Source organism: Erwinia tracheiphila, from assembly GCF_021365465.1.
Taxonomy (GTDB): Bacteria; Pseudomonadota; Gammaproteobacteria; order Enterobacterales; family Enterobacteriaceae; genus Erwinia; species Erwinia tracheiphila.
This window is the reverse complement of the sequence record NZ_CP089932.1, coordinates 4,672,112-4,688,396: the sequence shown is the minus strand read 5'-3', so window position 1 is coordinate 4,688,396 and position 16,285 is coordinate 4,672,112. Positions and strand designations below refer to the sequence as shown.

Genomic DNA, 16,285 nt, shown 5'->3' with positions numbered 1-16,285 from the left:
ATGAGACTAGTAAAGCAAAAACACTCCCCGTTTTGCTCCCCATTTTCTGGTGGTTTTTGATAAACCTAAGTAGTCTTCAATAGACTATCTTTCAAATAAAAAAGCCCATTTAACATGGGCTTGTGTATTTATTTGGACGTTGAAAGAATTTATTCGATGTTTTTGGATCTGAAAGTTGAATTGTTTAAAATTAATCATATAGATCAATGAATTGAGTTATTTCTTGGTATATTTTTTGATTTTACTCACCAAACCACTCTCCAGTGAGCACCACTACAAGCTGGTCGGCTAACATGCTCACTTAATGGTTGTCGTAAATCGTTCACCTTTGACCAGTTCACCAGAAGGTTTTCGATAGTAAGACTCGCCATCAAATCGGTAGTAAGTGTATCCATCTTTTGTTTTAGTGATGTCCATGATCCAGTTTGACTTGTCTATACAATTCTCATCTGTTTTCATGTCATCAAAGCATAGTAAGTAGTCAGTGTCGTGGTCTGGAAAAGCACCTGAGTTCTTAGGAGCGAGCTTTTGATACTTACCATCAGAGTTCCAGATTGAAACATTGTAAGTTTCACGGGAAGAAATGGTTTTGACTCGATTGTTATCCCACCATTTTATTTTATCACTATCAGAGAAGGGAATGTTTTTAACTAAAAAATCTTTGCTGGTATCAGAACCATGAATTGCAAGCACTTTTGGAGAATTAAAGAAGCTAACATAAAATAATGCTAACATTGCCAATGCTACAATAAAAACTATAATATTTTTGAGTCTCATTAATTTCTCCTGGTATTTATTTCAAACTCTGCTTTCATTTTGGTTAAAAAAGGCTTGAAAGCAAATTGTTCCCATCTTTGAAGAACAAACCAAATACGAAAGGCTCTAATAAAATGAAATTTGGGATTCATGATGTCAGTTTTATCGAGACCGAAATGGTCTTGCCCTGTAAATTTTATTTTTGCGACATAACCATTATCAGCTATATCGAGTTGACTTATCTGTATGTTTGTAGCATGAATATCATGTATCGACATTCCTAATCCATTGAAACTATCAGCCCATCTATTGAACTTAGGAAGTATTGAATTTCTTATAGCTTGTGTTATTAAATCTATATCTGAATCTGATAAACCTTTTTGTCCGGTAGCTATGATCTTATCTAATGAAGACTTAATTACTATAAGTGGGGAGAGTGGAGATGTTTGCCCACTAATAATTAAATCCTTATATGCAGTATCAAGAAAAGGGCTGGAATAACTTTTCCCATTCCCGTGATAAAGATGCTTTACGAGATTGTTGAATATTTGGTGATGTCCAAGATAATATGCAGGCATTGAAACACGAAGAAACTCATTGAAAAGCAGTTCAGCCATTTCTGTTTTGGATTTTGGACGGGTATCACGGAAGGAGTTGAATATAGATACTTCTTTTCCAGTCCAGGGGTCAACGACATCAGAAACATCATCCAAACCCAAATCGCTTCTTAGTTGCTTTTCACTAAGATCTCCACACTTCATATCATCAGTGCTGTAATCATTAAACCTGTGCCGTGTCTGATAAACGGTAAAGGGGAACTTCAATGCTGACATAATAATTTCCTTGTGAAATGATTCAGACTGAAAATCCACACTCATTACATTTTTACAGATGATATCATTGAAGGTGATAATGTAATCAGAGCCGTATAATCATAAACTTCCTGATGAGGAATTGGAAGTTAAAGAATTGAATTGTGCTTATAATCAATAAGTTAGGTTGATAGCAATAAGTCAGAACTATAAAAAATTTTGGTGTTTTTGTTACTTAAGTGAAAATCAGGTATTGCGAATTATGCCTTGATCTTGTGATGCTTGAATATTAGTTGAAGTTGTAGTGTAAAATGAGAAGGTATCATTGACCTGCCCCCAGTATTAGATACAGCCTTCAGTTAGTAATGTCGGTTGGTTTTTCTTCATGTTTCCCGTTTCGCCAGCATGCTTGCGGCAGAGTTCCCGGGCCGAAACCCCGGCTTCGGCCTCGCGGAGAATACTGATGATCTGTTCGTCGGAAAATCGCTTCTTCATGGGGATGTCCTCATGTGACTTATGAAGACATTACTAACATCGCGCTGTATTAATCAACGGGGAGCAGGTCAAACCCATAAATGAATCCTTCGAATTGAGATAACCCTTAGTGTAAAAAGAGTTACTATTTGCGGTGGGGAGTGGTTACTTATAACTCATGCACTTTGACTAGTAAATGGAAACTACTCACCAATCCACTCTCCACAAAATTGTGGATTTTGGTGGAGAATTATGTTCATCACTGGAAAGTGAATTCAATAAAAAAGCCCATTTAACATGGGCTTATGATTATTCATGGATGGGGGTGGAAATTATTCGATATTTTGAATCTGCTCGCGCATTTGCTCAATCAGCACCTTAAGTTCAATTGCCGATGCGGTAATGTCAGCGTTGATGGATTTTGAGGCAAGAGTATTAGATTCACGATTAAATTCTTGCATCATAAAGTCAAGGCGACGTCCAACGGCTTCATTCTTATTAAGAATGTTATAAGTCTCTTTCACATGTGCTGTCAGACGGTCGAGTTCTTCAGCGACATCTACACGTTGAGCCAACATAATCAGTTCTTGTTCCACACGATTACTGTCCAACTGCACCTGTACTTCTTCGAACTTACTGATCAGTCGCTCACGTTGCCATTTCAACACGTCGGGCATGTGTGAACGTACTTTTTCCACTTCGGTACTGACACCTTTAAGTCGTTGTTCAATTAGCGTTTTTAACGCCAAACCTTCCGTCTCACGGGAAGCGATAAAGTTATCGAGAGCAACATCAAGCGCTTTTAGCAATTCTGACGATATCAGATCAAGGTTGTGCTCCTCCGCAGACATCACGCCAGGCCAGCGTAAGATATCGACTGGATTAATTTCTCCTTCATCACTCTGCATTTTTAGCCAATTAGCGGCCTGTACCAGCTGAATTGCCAATTTTTCATTCAGCACCAGTTTGCTTTGTGCATGGGGACTGCAATCAAAACGCAGGTTACATTCGATTTTGCCTCGCGTGAGTCGATTACGAATACGCTCACGGATCACCGGTTCCAAACCACGAAATTGCTCAGGCAAACGGATGTAACTTTCCAAATAGCGCTGATTGACAGAACGGAGCTCCCAGGCAGCGCAGCCCCATTCATCTTTAACTTCGTGTCGTGCGTAGGCAGTCATACTGCGGATCATTGTGTATACCCGTTTTTGAGAGAAAGAAAATCTGAATTATAGCGAGAGAGTTCCTACCTTAACAGGCCTCCGAAAAACTCTCTGCAGGACGCAATCTTGTTGAAGTGATATTCTGAAAAAATGTTATTCCGCTTATAAGGAAATTATGAAAGAGAAAATAAATGAATTGCTGGTTGGCAAATAATAAGAAAACAACACTTTATTTTAAACCAAATAATTCCATATAATTATTTCTGTATCTTTCTTACCATTTAATATTGAGGTTTATTGCTTAAAATTATACTATCTCAGCTTGAGAAGGAAATATATATAAAAATTATAGTATTCTTCTTGCTTTGCTATTTTCTCTGATTCTGAGATATGATGAGAAAGTTGGTTTTATTTTTTCCTGAAGCAAGAATTTACTGATGATAGGAAAGAGTTGGGGTAGGTATATGGATAATTCAGGCAAGATAATTGAAGAGTTTTTTCCGGGAAAATCGTTTTCAGAAAGAACAAGAAATTTTATTGTATGGCTCATAGGTGAAAAAAAACTATCCTCAATATTAATGAAGTCATCTGGTAATTGGGGAGTTTCCTGGACCGAATCTGTATTAGAGGCACTGCAAATTAGTTGTAAAGCACATCATGGAGATTTTGACAATATTCCGGTAAAAGGGCCTGCAATTATAATATCAAACCATCCTTCCGTCATGGATGGGCTGGCGTTAATAAATACGGTTGCCAGGGTCAGAAAGGATATTAAGATTGTGGCGAATCATGTTCTGAAAGTGACCTTTCCTGAGGCCAGTGAGATCACTATTGGGATCCGAAATATGCAGGGAAAGATGGGACACAGCCAATTAAAAGAAATGAATCATCACCTGATGATGGGTGGGGTTCTGATTATCTGCCCGGCGGGGCGTCTTGCCAGCCTCACCCTTGGTGGCCTTAGAGAGTCCCGTTGGCAGGAGGGGTTTGTCAGGCTTGCGATAAAACATAAGGCTGCACTGGTTCCGGTCTTTATAAAAGGTAGAAACAGTTTCTGGTACTATTTAACAGCATCGATCTGGCGACCACTTTCTAATCTAATGATTTTTCGTGAAATTGCTCGTCACCAGGGGCGCAGGATGTGCCTTAAAATATGCCCACAGGTGTTTTTGCAGCAAACAGAAGTAGATAAGAAAGATTATGCTGCGACTGCATTGATGCTACAGAAGCACTTATTCGGTGTTTCCAGAAATAAGTCTGAATTATTCCCCAGCTATCCTCCCCTGACCAGACCCGTATCCAGACAACAACTTCTGCTGGCTTTCAGTCGAAGCGAACTGCTGGAAAGACTCAGTGATGGAAAACAGGTGTTTCTTTATCGGTATCAGGGAGAAGGCTGGTCGCCTGTTATTCATGAGTTGGGCCGACTCCGGGAAATTTGTTACCGTGCTATTGGAGCAGGAACAGGGCGTCGTAGTGATACTGACTGCTTTGATCGCGATTATCATCACATTGTACTGTGGGACCCGGATGAACTTGAGATTGTGGGAGCCTATCGGCTGATCCCGGTTGCAGAGCAATGGGCCACAAGAGGTATAGACGGTCTTTACAGCTACCATTTGTTCCGCTACCCAAATGATGTCATCCCGCAGATTAAAAAAAGTATTGAAGTAGGGCGTGGTTTTATTCAGCAACATTATCAAAAGAGCAATGCTCTGGATGCCTTATGGAAAGGTATATTTAGTTATATTCAACGCTTTCCACAGGCTGAAAATTTACTTGGTGTATTATCCATTCCAGGACAATTCTCAAGAGAAAATAAACAACTTATCGTTGCTTTTTACACCACCTGGTTTTCCGCAGAAGGTACGCAGACTTTTTCACACAACAGAAAGTTCTTTGTTGACGAAAAACAGATATCTGATTTATTCGAAGGCAAGGATTACGAAAAAGAATGGATGTTGCTGAATAAAAAGCTCAGAGATTCAGGCTGTGAATTGCCATGGCCTTACAAACAGTCTGCGAAATGGTTTAAGCAGGGCGGATCAACGTTTCTCTGTTTTATCAAGGATGACGATTTTAACTCCGTAGCAGGGCTGAATTTATCCAGGATCGCAACGTTAAAGAGCATGTATCAATACCATTATTTAAAAAAAATCAGGGATGATAAGAAAGAGTGAATACGACTTCCGCATTATTTTTCAAAAATATAATAAGACCAAAATATTATTTATTGCCTTTTTTATTGGGATTAACAGCATGTGATAATAGTAGTGCTTTAATTTATCAAGGATATTCATATGGCGACTTTGTCTATCTTGCCGCCAATGAAACGGCAAAAATAGACACATTACTGATTAACAAAGGAGACAGGGTGAAAGCCGGGCAGTTACTGGTGAAAATGGAGCGGTTTACCGCTGAAAATGCCCTGGAAAAAGCGGAAAAGAACTATCTGGCCGAAGTCGCGACATTGCGTAACCTGCAGTCTGGTGAGCGTCCCGCAGAACTCAATATTATCCATTCACAGCTGCAGAAAGCCCGGTCAGTGGCCGAGCATGCACAAAGGCAGCTTGAGAGGTATCAGGCGCTTTTTCGCACCAAAGTCATTTCTGCAACAGAATGGGAGAATGCCAGAGAAGATTATGCCCAGAAGCGTGCACAGGTCGATGAACTGTTTCATCAGCTTGAGGCTAAAAAGCTACCCGCCCGCGAGGCTGAAATTCACCGTCAGCAAGCGATCGTTGAGTCTGCAAGAGTGCAACGTGATAAAGCCGACTGGGATATCCGACAATTAGAAATCGTATCTCCTCAGGACGCAAAGGTTTTTGACATTCTGTATCGTCCCGGAGAACGGCCACTAGCCGGGCGACCAATAGTCAGTTTATTACCTGAAGGAAACGTGAAAGTGCGTTTTTTCGTACCGGAAAAAGTAGTTGGCGTGCTCAGAACTGGCATGAAGGTCAGAATTTATTTTGACGGCTACTCTGGGTATGTACCCTGCTTACTCAATTACATCAGCCCGCAAGCTGAATACAGTCCGCCGGTCATTTACAGCAGCAAGCGTCGGGAAAAACTGCTGTTTATGGTGGAAGCCGTACCTGAAAAAACACAGCAAGCAAGTCTGGTAAAGCCGGGTTTGCCGATGAGAGTGGAGATCGTTACCGATGACTCAGTTTTGCATTGATGTAAAAGGTCTTAATAAGCACTTCGCCAGTCGCCATGCCGTTAAAGATTTCTCTCTAAAAATCCAAAAAGGGGAAATTTATGGTTTCCTTGGTCCAAATGGTAGCGGAAAAACCACCTCTATCAGAATGATGTGCGGTCTGATAACGCCAGATGCAGGTAGCGGACAGTGTCTGGGAATGGATATTTTTACCCAGCGTGAAGCGATAAAAAAACGAATTGGCTACATGACTCAGCACTTTTCAATGTGGGGCAATCTGAGTATTCGCGAAAATTTATTATTCTTTGCCCGGCTTCATGGCCTGCAACATCGCCAGAAACAGGTAGAACAAACGCTTGATGGTTTGGGGCTGTTGTCACGACAGCATCAGTTGGCGCGTGAACTATCAGGAGGATGGAAGCAAAGAATGGCTTTGGCAGCCTGCCTGCTTCATCAGCCAGAGGTCGTATTTCTGGATGAGCCGACTGCGGGTGTTGATCCAAAAGCACGGCGTGAATTCTGGCAAACCCTGCACCAGCTCTCAGACAAAGGAATCTCTATCCTGGTTAGCACCCACTATATGGATGAAGCCGAACGTTGTCATAAAGTGGCTTATCTCTCCAGCGGTAGACTTCTGGCGAATGGAACCATTGAGTCAATCATCCAGGCGCAGCAGTTGACTACCGTACGTGTTTGCGGAAAGGGATTAAGCGCACTTGAAAGCAAGCTGCAACATTTTCCTGCGATTGAACAAACGGTAATTTTTGGCAATGCGCTTTATGTTACTGTGCGTGATGAAAAGGAGTTGCAGAGGATTTTTTCTCAGGTGGTCTCTGATCAGTACGCTTGCAGCAACGTTGCAACGAATCTGGAAGATGCCTTTACATGGTTGATGAGGCAGCATGATGATTAATTTTTGCTGGGTGCGATGGCTGGGCGTGGTAATAAAAGAGATTCATGAATTACGTCGTGACAAAGTAAGTCTGAGCATGGTGTTTCTCACTCCCCTTTTTCAACTGGTTATTTTAGGCTATGCCGTTAATATGGATGCCAGAAATATTCCCACGGCGCTGCTTAATTATGATACGGAGCGATTCAGCCAGGTGTTTGTCACGGCGGCGCAAAATACGGATTATTTTGCCATGAAGCCCTATGCCTCCGCTGATGAAGCGGAAAAGGCATTTATGCAGGGTAAGGTGTTATTTATTGTGACTATTCCTGCGGGCTTTACCAAAAAAATTCTGCGGGGTGAAAAACCGTCTTTATTGATTCAGTCTGATGCAATTGATCCTGTTGCCACGGGCAACGCCTTGAGTGCGATTGTGCAGGCGTCTGTTGCCATGTTTAAGCACGATTTGCCAGAGCCTCTTCAGATTGAACAAGCCAATGATTTTGAATTGATTATTCACAGAATGTTCAATCCCGAAGGGATTACACAGTACAACACCATTCCCGGGATCATTGGTTCGATTCTCAGTACCACGATGATTTTGATGACGGCGCTGGCCATTACCCGTGAACGTGAAAATGGTGCCATTGAAAACCTGCTGGTTTCACCCGTTACAGGACTGGAAGTTGTGATGGGGAAAATCACCCCTTATGTGCTTATTGGACTATTTCAATCAGTCATTATTCTGGCCTGTGCGGTCTTCCTGTTTGAAATCCCATTGCTGGGTAATGTGCTTTTGCTGTTTATAGTGCTCATTGTTTACATTTCTCTTTGTTTATCCATCGGTATTACTATTTCCAGCCTGGCGCAAAATCAGCTACAGGCGCTACAGATGTCTTCTTTTTATTTTATTCCTTCTGTCATGCTATCTGGTTTTATTAGTCCCTTTATCAGCATGCCCATCTGGGCCCAGGGTATTGGCTCCTGTTTACCTCTGACTTATTTTATCCGGTTGGTTAAAGGGATCATGCTGAAAGGCTATTCCTTCATGTCGTTATTGCCCGATTTTCTTGCCTTGCTGGGCCTTGCGGTGCTGGTTATTGCTATAGGGTTGAAAAGCTGGCGGCAGACGCTGGATTGATTGCACATCTGCCTGTCGTAGTGCCGCCTTTAAGTTATTGCTGGTGGACTCAGCGGGCAGCTGTAAACCACAACGGTTCTGTCAGTCTAACAGCGTTACGAAGGGAAAGGTCTGGTACGGATTAACCGGTTGTTATGACCTGTGCGTTAACAGGCGGTGATGATGTTGAATACGGCTCTGAACCACCTAGCAGAATGATGACCGCAATACAGGCTGGTAAAAAGAACGCTACAAATGAAAATGCTCGGCTGGTTACTGGTTCTGCTGGCCATGACGCCGGGCGGCAGCATCCCACCTCTTATGCACTGGATTCTGTCTCCGTCTGTGCCTTTAACGATCGGGACAATATCAGCATTACTACTGCCATAGGCATCTGACGGCGAAATCCGTATAATGCGCTGCCATTAAAGATTGAAGCAGCCGGAGAAAAACCATGCGCCCAGCAGGTCGTAGCGCACATCAGGTGCGCCCTGTTACCCTGACCCGCCATTACACCAAACATGCTGAGGGCTCAGTTCTGGTTGAATTTGGCGATACGAAAGTGCTGTGTACCGCCACCATTGAAGAAGGCGTTCCTCGCTTCCTGAAAGGTCAGAGGCAGGGCTGGGTGACTGCCGAATATGGTATGTTGCCGCGTGCCACCCACAGCCGTAACGCGCGCGAAGCGGCTAAAGGCAAGCAGGGCGGCCGTACGCTGGAAATTCAGCGACTGATCGCCCGCTCGCTTCGTGCCGCGCTGGATTTGAAAGCACTGGGTGAGTTCACTATTACCCTTGACTGCGATGTGATTCAGGCCGACGGTGGCACCCGCACTGCTGCCATTACCGGTGCCTGTGTAGCGCTTGCCGATGCCCTGAATCACCTTGTCTCTGTGGGTAAGTTAAAAGCGAACCCAATGAAAGGGATGGTAGCCGCTATCTCTGTCGGTATCGTTGAGGGAGAAGCACGGTGCGATCTTGAATATGTCGAAGATTCTGCGGCAGAAACCGACATGAATGTGGTCATGACCGAAGATGGTCGAATGATTGAAGTGCAGGGAACTGCTGAAGGCGAGCCTTTCAGCCATGATGAGTTGCTTGCACTGTTGGCACTGGCGCGGGGCGGCATCGAGTCCCTGATTCAGGCTCAGAAAGCGGCATTACAGAATTAATGATGAAGGCGGCCTGAGATCCGCTTTTTTTATAACCGAGCGAGGAAGAAGACATGAAAGCCTGGCAGCGCCAATTTATCGAATTCGCCATTAACAAGCAGGTGCTGAATTTTGGTGAGTTCACGCTGAAGTCGGGGCGAAAAAGCCCTTATTTCTTCAATGCGGGCCTGTTTAACACGGGACGGGATCTGGCACTTCTCGGGCGTTTTTACGCGCAGGCGCTGGTGGATTCAGGTATTGATTTCGATCTGATATTTGGGCCAGCCTATAAAGGTATTCCGATTGCAACCACTACCGCCGTGGCGCTGGCCGAACATCATGATCGTGACGTACCTTACTGTTTTAACCGTAAGGAGGCAAAAGATCACGGGGAAGGTGGCATCCTGGTAGGCAGTCCGCTGCAGGGGCGTATTATGCTGGTGGATGATGTGATCACTGCCGGAACCGCTATTCGCGAGTCGATGGAAATTATTGCAGCAAATCAGGCATCGCTGGCCGGCGTGCTGATTTCCCTGGATCGTCAGGAGCGTGGCTGGGGTAAGGAGTCCGCAATTCAGGAAGTGGAACGCGATTATGGCTGTAAGGTTGTTTCAATTATTACGCTGAATGACCTGGTCGTCTATCTGGAAGAGAAGCCGGAGCTGGCCGATCATCTGGCTGCGGTTCGCGGCTACCGGCAGGCATTCGGAATCTGATTTTTGCGGGCCGACTGGCCCGCATTGCTGTTAAACCAGTTGCAAAGCCAGCAGTGTCCAGCGCGTATCAAAATCGACCGTTGGACGGTAGCGAAATTCCGAACGAACGAAACGCGACAGCATGCCTTCGCAAAATGCCAGTAACTGACTGGCCAGCAGCGTTTCATCCGTTTTAAAACCTTCACCCTCTCTCATTTTCTGTTCGCGCAGAACCTGACGAAGCTGAAGCTCAATGCGTTCAAATAGCTGATTTATTCGCCCTTGTAAACGATCCTGCTCGAACATCAGAGCGTGGCCGGTCAGGATACGTGTCAAACCCGGATTACGCTCACCAAAGCCCAGCAGCAGCTGAATAATCAGACGAAGACGCGGTAGCGTTTCTTTTTCATCTCTTAAAATCAGATTGATGCGCGTAATCAGGCTGTCTTCAATAAACTCAATAAGGCTGTCAAACATCCGGGTTTTGCTGGGGAAGTGGCGGTAGAGTGCCGCTTCCGAAACGCCAACGTTTGCAGCCAGTTTTGCGGTGGTGATGCGCTGGCTACCATCACTTGACTCCAGCATAAGCGCAAGCGCCTGCAGGATTTCTTCGCGACGATTCCTTTTCGCACTTTTTTGTTCTGCCATGTCCTGAACGACCCCTGAAATATTACTTTGAACAGGCAAATGCCCACAAAAAGATGGTGGGCGTGATGCTTGCAGCGAAAATTAGAATAGGTTTAATGACTGATCGGGAGGTCACAACTACTGACGACCTGAGTGACCAAAACCACCTTCACCACGGTCGCTTGTGTCAAAATCGTTGACCAGATTGAATTCTGCCTGTACCACCGGCACGAAAACCATTTGTGCAATGCGTTCACCGGGCTGGATGGTGAACGCATCCTGGCTGCGGTTCCACACAGACACCATCAGCTGACCCTGGTAGTCAGAGTCAATCAGCCCCACCAGATTGCCCAACACCACCCCATGTTTATGTCCGAGGCCGGAGCGAGGGAGAATAACGGCAGCCAGTTGCGGGTCGGCAATGTGAATGGCAAGCCCGGTAGGGATAAGGGTGGTACCCCCGGCAGCCAGAAAAATGGCTTCATCAAGACATGCGCGCAGGTCAAGTCCCGCAGAACCGGATGTGGCATAAGTCGGCAGAGGGAAGGCTTCGCCCACCCGCGGGTCTAAAATCTTAACGTCGATTTTTTTCATCATAAAGGCTGACTATCTCGTTTAGTAACTGTTGGCCAAGGAGAGACTTATCGTTAAGTGGTAACTGCTTTTCTCCTTCCTGCCAGAAAAGATGCAGGGCATTGCTGTCACTATTGAAGCCATGCCCGGCTTTCGACACATCGTTGGCACAGATTAAATCAAGGTTCTTTCGCCTTCTTTTTTGTTGGGCATATTCTTCCACATTCTGGGTTTCTGCCGCAAATCCCACGACATAGGGACGGTCTGCCTTCATTTGCGCAACATCAGCCACAATATCGGGGTTTTTAATCATTTTCAGGATGATTTCATCGCCCTGTTTTTTTATTTTCTCAACAGCGATTTCCGCAGCCCGATAGTCCGCAACGGCAGCGGTGGCAATAAAAATATGCTGATAATGCGCCCGATCCATGACGGCTTTCTGCATTTCTGTTGCCGTCAGTACGTCAATGCGTTTGACTCCGTGGGGGGGATTCAAACTCACCGGGCCAGCAACCAGAGTGACGTTGGCGCCCCGTTTTGCCGCTGCTGCTGCGATGGCAAAGCCCATCTTACCTGAGCTGTGGTTACTAATGAATCTTACCGGATCGAGAGCCTCGCGGGTGGGACCCGCAGTGATCATAATATTCAGATGATTCAGATCGTTGACGGGCGAAGCCCACTCCAGCGCATTATCTACAATAACCAGCGGGTCCAGCATACGCCCTGGGCCGATGTCGCCACAGGCCTGACTACCGCTGTCCGGTCCCCAAATCATCACGTTGCGTTCGGCAAGCACGTGCAGGTTATGCTGGGTGGCGATGGCCCGGTACATTTGCTGGTTCATGGCAGGCACTACCGCAACCGGCGCGGCAGTGGCGAGACACACGGTGGTCACCAGATCATTCGCCATGCCGGCGGCGAGGCGTGCAATCAAATCCGCCGTGGCAGGTGCCAGCACGATTAAATCGGCCCATTTTCCCAGTTCAATATGCCCCATAGCGGCTTCCGCCGCAGGATCTAACAGGTCATCGTAAACCGGGTAGCCTGATACGGCCTGTAAACTAAGTGCAGTAATAAATGCTTTTGCCGCTTCGGTCATTACCACCCTTACTTCAGCCCCTTGGTCACGAAGGCGTCTGACCAGTTCCGGCGTTTTGTAAGCTGCGATTCCCCCGCTTACGCCCAGAACAATCTTTTTGCCGGCTAATCCTGTCATGCTGCTGTCTGCTCCACTAAGTCTTACGCATTGTCTGACGTCACAATCTGCCTATTTTATCACATTCCTGTGTTACCGCCTTTGGACGTACCGCTCGCTTTGCGAGGTGTCTCTGGGATCTGAAGGAAGCAGATAGAAAAACACTGTATATAATGGGGTCTTCCCCAATCATGGTGGGAGGATCAGAACGTCATATCCAGCTTCCCGTAATGGAACATCACCCCCAGTTTAAATCGCTCCCGGTTTCGATAGCCTCTGGCCTTTATCCTCAGCAGCCTTATTTTGCTGTTCAGCGCTTCGGCATTACCATTTGAGACGCTGTACCGCATGGCGTTAAGTATTCCGTACAGCCTTTTTGTGATGGTTCCTGCCATATTTCTCATTACCGGCACATCGCAACTTTTCGCCAGTGCTATCCACTGCAACCAGTCTGCACGTCGTTTGTCACTCCAGGGGCGGTTCCAGATATCTTTCGCCAGCTCTTTCAGTGTCCAGCACTGGCTGGTCAGTTGCATCTGTTCTCTCAGCCATGCCAGTTTTTCCTGTCGGGGCTCTGTCATCCATTTGTCACTGTATTGCCACAGGAAGCGGGTTCCTTTTGCCTGACGGCGGCTGTCAACCGGAAGTCGGGGATGTTCGTTCTGCCGTGTCTTATCAACGATTTCACCCAGCTGTTTTGCCACATGGAAGCGGTCAAAGGCTATTTTCTCTACGGCGCCCGGAAGATGGATGCGTGCCGCTCTGATATATCCGGCATTCATATCCATTGAGAACGTTTTGACTGCCTGCAGCTGACTGTCGGTGAGGGTGCGAAGATAGCTGGCAAGACTTTCTGTTCCCCGATCATCCGTTAATGCCAGCGCTCGTCCCTCACGATCTGATATCACTGTGATGTACCGGTGCCCTTTTTTGAACGCAACTTCGTCCACATTCATATGCCGGGCTGATAGCGGCTTTTTTATTCGCGCAAGACCACGTTTAACTGCCCGGGTCATAATGCCGTCAACGGCATTCCAGCTAAGCTTAAGTTGCTTTCTTACCGCATCAACCGTGCTAATTTTCAGCCAGGAAAGGATGAATGATTCGAACAATAACGTATATCGGCTACCAGCTCCGGCCCACGGAACAGGTAACGTCTGGCATCCATGGTCTGGACACATGACCCGGGGGACATTCGCCTCAACGACAGTCATGAACTGGCAGGTATCAAGATGACGCCATTTGCGGTGGCGGTGATCGTGAACAGGGCATTGCTGCCTGCATGTCGGGCAGATTAGCAGTGAATTTTTGGCGATCCCGACAACAACGGTGACAGAGCCAGTATTTTCATCAAGGGAAAGTGATTCAACCTGCCACGGGGCGGACAGGTTGAGAATGTGGGCGTATAGCGATTTTTCATCCATATATGCAGATGAGTCCTCATATAAGCAACGTAGCTAAAGTAACGGATGCAGTTTTTTCCGCTGGAATCCCTGAGTCACTGTATTGTCATCATGAATGAGAGATGAATCGTGCGGGTAGAATGTTCTGCGGGGCATCCCAATCTCTTCACGAAATTTATTTTCTGAAAGAACTTCTTCAGAAAAAGCACCCAACCCAACAGTCCTGGCTTCTTCGAGTAAAAGTGGGGAGTGTGTTTGTAATTCTGGTTGAGAACTCTCAACTTTCAGGCGCTCTCCATTTAAATTGTGGAAAACGTGGAGAAGTTCATGGAAAACAATGCACGCATGAAAGTCTACCAGGCTAATTCCTTGCGCGCAGGGATATTCAACTGCATTCAGATTACAGTGAAAGTCGGAGCCAGTTCCTCGGGAGTTTTCAGCATCCGTATTGCAGTGTGCTATCACCCCTAACTCAGCAGAATCGAGATGTATTGCCAGTTTTTCTGATTTGAGTCGGGATGTTAATTCAATACAGTTCAAAAGAGTACGTCCAGTGTCTGTGGATTCGATCTTATCGAGAGCAGCTTCAAGATGCTTGTAGATTTTAAGGTCAGTCCCGTGGAAACAGAGTTGTTGGTTGTTTTTCACCCAGCGCACACCCGACATTTTTACAAGAGATTGAATGTCTGTGGCTGAAATTGAATTCGAAGATGAGGGTAGAGGTAACGAAGGTAATGTCAGGTTAAGGGATGTAGGGCGCATTAAGACCTCCTGAGGATAAGCGCAAGTCAAGAGGATTATACTTGATTGGCAGTGTGCGCCACCACAACAGGGGAAGACCCATATAATGACATGGTTTGGGCTAGCCGGAAAAGGAGATTCATGATGATTGAACAGAGGGAAGATAAATGGCTTAACGTCCCCCCGCGCGAAAAGCTTCTGCAAAGCGGCGCAAGATCCCTGACGGACGAAGAGTTACTGGCGCTTTTTTTGCGGACCGGCGCAAATGGGGTGCATGTGATGGCGCTGGCGCGGCAACTGATTAATGAATTTGGTTCATTGTATCAATTAATGACGGCGGGAAAAACGGCTTTTTCCCATATCAAAGGCATTGGGGATGCCAAATACGCACAGTTAAATGCGATTGCTGAACTGGGACGGCGTTTCTTTACCTGTAATGAAGTGCTGGAACATCTTTCGGTTGAGAACGCCGGAGACATCCTTAGCTACCTAAGAAGTCAGCTGGCACACAGAGAAAGGGAAATCTTCGTGGTGGTATTTCTGGATAATCAACATCAAATGCTGCATCACAGCGAGATGTTTGCCGGAACAATCAGCAGCGTGGAAGTTCATCCCAGGGAAATTGTACGCGAGGCGCTAAAACATAACGCGGCAGCGTTGATTCTGGCCCATAATCATCCCTCAGGCATTTCCCGTCCCAGTAAAGCGGACAAGGCAATTACCCGGCAGATTGTGACTGCCTGTCAGCTGTTCAATATTCGGGTTCTGGATCATCTTGTTATTGGACATGGTGAGTATGTTTCTTTTGCCGAAAGAGGATGGGTTTAACATCGTTAGCACAAGCCAGGATGCGTTTCCCCGGCCGAATGCAGCAATTTTTGCACGATCCCCAAGGATCTTTATCTGTTCGGGACTTGAGCACCAGCGCCGCAGGGCGTATACTACGCCACCTTTGAGAATCTCGGGTTTGGCGTTTGGGCCTGCCAGCGGGTTCACATAGAACTCGCCTGGATGGGCTATGAGCCTGACGAGGCGGCCAGAACCTAATTTTTAAAGCTCGAGCTGATTTGATTTTTGGAGAATAGACATGTCACGAGTCTGCCAAGTAACTGGCAAGCGTCCGGTGACGGGTAACAACCGTTCCCACGCAATGAACGCGACGAAACGCCGTTTCCTGCCTAACCTGCATTCACACCGTTTTTGGGTTGAGAGCGAAAAGCGTTTTGTTACACTGCGTGTATCTGCCAAAGGCATGCGCGTAATTGATAAGAAGGGCATTGAGACGGTTCTGGCCGATCTGCGTACCCGCGGTGATAAGTACTAAGGTGAGGAATTGAAACATGGCTAAAGGTATTCGTGAGAAGATCAAGCTGGTTTCTTCTGCTGGTACAGGTCACTTCTATACCACCACGAAGAACAAGCGTACTAAGCCGGAAAAACTGGAGCTGAAGAAATTCGATCCTGTTGTCCGTCAGCACGTGATGTACAAAGAAGCAAAAATCAAGTAATTGATTTAAGCAG

At 46.0% G+C, this 16,285-nt stretch carries 18 protein-coding genes and 1 pseudogene; 10 read left to right on the top strand and 9 right to left on the bottom strand.

Translation table 11 applies throughout. The features are described from left to right. Positions 1-297: 297 nt before the first annotated feature. The 4 genes and pseudogenes from LU633_RS24270 to LU633_RS24255 all read right to left on the bottom strand — a co-directional run bounded on the left by LU633_RS24270 (position 298) and on the right by LU633_RS24255 (position 3,238). Complete coding sequence (locus LU633_RS24270) at positions 298-777, bottom strand: DUF943 family protein (RefSeq protein ID WP_016191329.1); 480 nt, start codon at positions 775-777, stop codon at positions 298-300. Further along, the gene (locus tag LU633_RS24265; RefSeq protein WP_016191328.1) at positions 777-1,589 is read right to left on the bottom strand and encodes a DUF3289 family protein; all 813 of its coding nucleotides are present in this window, start codon (positions 1,587-1,589) and stop codon (positions 777-779) included. Before LU633_RS24265 ends, LU633_RS24270 begins: the two co-directional genes overlap by 1 nt. Before the next feature lie 381 nt (positions 1,590-1,970). Further along, a pseudogene (locus LU633_RS24260) lies at positions 1,971-2,063 on the bottom strand (transposase); the annotation flags it as partial. Between the two features lie 311 nt (positions 2,064-2,374). After that, positions 2,375-3,238 (bottom strand): YicC/YloC family endoribonuclease, encoded by an 864-nt coding sequence (locus tag LU633_RS24255; protein ID WP_016191326.1) that lies wholly within the window; start codon positions 3,236-3,238, stop codon positions 2,375-2,377. 434 nt (positions 3,239-3,672) lie between these two features. Between LU633_RS24255 and LU633_RS24250 the strand changes: the two genes are divergently transcribed. From LU633_RS24250 to pyrE, 7 genes are all read left to right on the top strand, one after another. Continuing rightward, positions 3,673-5,388: a lysophospholipid acyltransferase family protein gene (locus LU633_RS24250; RefSeq protein ID WP_016191325.1), complete on the top strand. Its 1,716-nt coding sequence runs from the start codon at positions 3,673-3,675 to the stop codon at positions 5,386-5,388. Positions 5,389-5,582: 194 nt separating this feature from the next. Further along, entirely contained in the window at positions 5,583-6,392 is an 810-nt protein-coding gene (locus LU633_RS24245; RefSeq protein WP_016191324.1) for an HlyD family secretion protein, read from the top strand. Next, positions 6,373-7,284: an ABC transporter ATP-binding protein gene (locus LU633_RS24240; RefSeq protein WP_016191323.1), complete on the top strand. Its 912-nt coding sequence runs from the start codon at positions 6,373-6,375 to the stop codon at positions 7,282-7,284. Before LU633_RS24245 ends, LU633_RS24240 begins: the two co-directional genes overlap by 20 nt. Continuing rightward, complete coding sequence (locus LU633_RS24235; protein ID WP_016191322.1) at positions 7,277-8,401, top strand: ABC transporter permease; 1,125 nt, start codon at positions 7,277-7,279, stop codon at positions 8,399-8,401. The genes LU633_RS24240 and LU633_RS24235 overlap by 8 nt, the downstream gene beginning before the upstream one ends. Before the next feature lie 134 nt (positions 8,402-8,535). Further along, complete coding sequence (locus LU633_RS24230) at positions 8,536-8,778, top strand: hypothetical protein (protein WP_016191321.1); 243 nt, start codon at positions 8,536-8,538, stop codon at positions 8,776-8,778. 56 nt (positions 8,779-8,834) lie between these two features. Next, a complete protein-coding gene (gene rph / locus LU633_RS24225; protein ID WP_016191320.1) occupies positions 8,835-9,551 on the top strand; it encodes a ribonuclease PH in 717 nt (238 codons plus the stop codon). Between the two features lie 53 nt (positions 9,552-9,604). Next, a complete protein-coding gene (gene pyrE / locus LU633_RS24220) occupies positions 9,605-10,246 on the top strand; it encodes an orotate phosphoribosyltransferase (protein WP_016191319.1) in 642 nt (213 codons plus the stop codon). Between the two features lie 30 nt (positions 10,247-10,276). Here the strand turns inward: pyrE and slmA are convergent, their stop codons facing one another. The 5 genes from slmA to LU633_RS24195 all read right to left on the bottom strand — a co-directional run bounded on the left by slmA (position 10,277) and on the right by LU633_RS24195 (position 14,785). Next, the gene (gene slmA, locus LU633_RS24215) at positions 10,277-10,873 is read right to left on the bottom strand and encodes a nucleoid occlusion factor SlmA (protein ID WP_016191318.1); all 597 of its coding nucleotides are present in this window, start codon (positions 10,871-10,873) and stop codon (positions 10,277-10,279) included. Positions 10,874-10,990: 117 nt separating this feature from the next. Further along, the gene (gene dut, locus LU633_RS24210; protein ID WP_040465595.1) at positions 10,991-11,449 is read right to left on the bottom strand and encodes a dUTP diphosphatase; all 459 of its coding nucleotides are present in this window, start codon (positions 11,447-11,449) and stop codon (positions 10,991-10,993) included. Next, positions 11,427-12,641 (bottom strand): bifunctional phosphopantothenoylcysteine decarboxylase/phosphopantothenate--cysteine ligase CoaBC, encoded by a 1,215-nt coding sequence (gene coaBC, locus LU633_RS24205; RefSeq protein ID WP_016191316.1) that lies wholly within the window; start codon positions 12,639-12,641, stop codon positions 11,427-11,429. The genes dut and coaBC overlap by 23 nt, the downstream gene beginning before the upstream one ends. A gap of 182 nt (positions 12,642-12,823) precedes the next feature. Then, positions 12,824-14,044 (bottom strand): ISL3 family transposase, encoded by a 1,221-nt coding sequence (locus LU633_RS24200; RefSeq protein ID WP_046371929.1) that lies wholly within the window; start codon positions 14,042-14,044, stop codon positions 12,824-12,826. Between the two features lie 33 nt (positions 14,045-14,077). Continuing rightward, the gene (locus LU633_RS24195; RefSeq protein WP_046372137.1) at positions 14,078-14,785 is read right to left on the bottom strand and encodes a M91 family zinc metallopeptidase; all 708 of its coding nucleotides are present in this window, start codon (positions 14,783-14,785) and stop codon (positions 14,078-14,080) included. 123 nt (positions 14,786-14,908) lie between these two features. Between LU633_RS24195 and radC the strand changes: the two genes are divergently transcribed. From radC to rpmG, 3 genes are all read left to right on the top strand, one after another. Next, on the top strand, positions 14,909-15,592 hold the full coding sequence (gene radC / locus LU633_RS24190; protein ID WP_016191315.1) for a RadC family protein: 684 nt from the start codon (positions 14,909-14,911) through the stop codon (positions 15,590-15,592). Between the two features lie 259 nt (positions 15,593-15,851). Further along, the gene (gene rpmB, locus LU633_RS24185; protein WP_016191314.1) at positions 15,852-16,088 is read left to right on the top strand and encodes a 50S ribosomal protein L28; all 237 of its coding nucleotides are present in this window, start codon (positions 15,852-15,854) and stop codon (positions 16,086-16,088) included. A gap of 16 nt (positions 16,089-16,104) precedes the next feature. After that, complete coding sequence (gene rpmG, locus LU633_RS24180; protein ID WP_013094893.1) at positions 16,105-16,272, top strand: 50S ribosomal protein L33; 168 nt, start codon at positions 16,105-16,107, stop codon at positions 16,270-16,272. Positions 16,273-16,285: the final 13 nt, after the last annotated feature.

Coding starts and splice junctions, on each gene's coding strand:
- coaBC (WP_016191316.1), bottom strand. CDS start 12,641: ATGACAGGATTAGCCGGCAAAAAGATTGTTCTGGGCGTAAGCGGGGGA.
- slmA (WP_016191318.1), bottom strand. CDS start 10,873: ATGGCAGAACAAAAAAGTGCGAAAAGGAATCGTCGCGAAGAAATCCTG.
- LU633_RS24265 (WP_016191328.1), bottom strand. CDS start 1,589: ATGTCAGCATTGAAGTTCCCCTTTACCGTTTATCAGACACGGCACAGG.
- rpmB (WP_016191314.1), top strand. CDS start 15,852: ATGTCACGAGTCTGCCAAGTAACTGGCAAGCGTCCGGTGACGGGTAAC.
- dut (WP_040465595.1), bottom strand. CDS start 11,449: ATGATGAAAAAAATCGACGTTAAGATTTTAGACCCGCGGGTGGGCGAA.
- pyrE (WP_016191319.1), top strand. CDS start 9,605: ATGAAAGCCTGGCAGCGCCAATTTATCGAATTCGCCATTAACAAGCAG.
- rpmG (WP_013094893.1), top strand. CDS start 16,105: ATGGCTAAAGGTATTCGTGAGAAGATCAAGCTGGTTTCTTCTGCTGGT.
- LU633_RS24255 (WP_016191326.1), bottom strand. CDS start 3,238: ATGATCCGCAGTATGACTGCCTACGCACGACACGAAGTTAAAGATGAA.
- rph (WP_016191320.1), top strand. CDS start 8,835: ATGCGCCCAGCAGGTCGTAGCGCACATCAGGTGCGCCCTGTTACCCTG.
- radC (WP_016191315.1), top strand. CDS start 14,909: ATGATTGAACAGAGGGAAGATAAATGGCTTAACGTCCCCCCGCGCGAA.
- LU633_RS24240 (WP_016191323.1), top strand. CDS start 6,373: ATGACTCAGTTTTGCATTGATGTAAAAGGTCTTAATAAGCACTTCGCC.
- LU633_RS24235 (WP_016191322.1), top strand. CDS start 7,277: ATGATTAATTTTTGCTGGGTGCGATGGCTGGGCGTGGTAATAAAAGAG.
- LU633_RS24270 (WP_016191329.1), bottom strand. CDS start 777: ATGAGACTCAAAAATATTATAGTTTTTATTGTAGCATTGGCAATGTTA.
- LU633_RS24250 (WP_016191325.1), top strand. CDS start 3,673: ATGGATAATTCAGGCAAGATAATTGAAGAGTTTTTTCCGGGAAAATCG.
- LU633_RS24230 (WP_016191321.1), top strand. CDS start 8,536: ATGACCTGTGCGTTAACAGGCGGTGATGATGTTGAATACGGCTCTGAA.
- LU633_RS24195 (WP_046372137.1), bottom strand. CDS start 14,785: ATGCGCCCTACATCCCTTAACCTGACATTACCTTCGTTACCTCTACCC.
- LU633_RS24200 (WP_046371929.1), bottom strand. CDS start 14,044: ATGGATGAAAAATCGCTATACGCCCACATTCTCAACCTGTCCGCCCCG.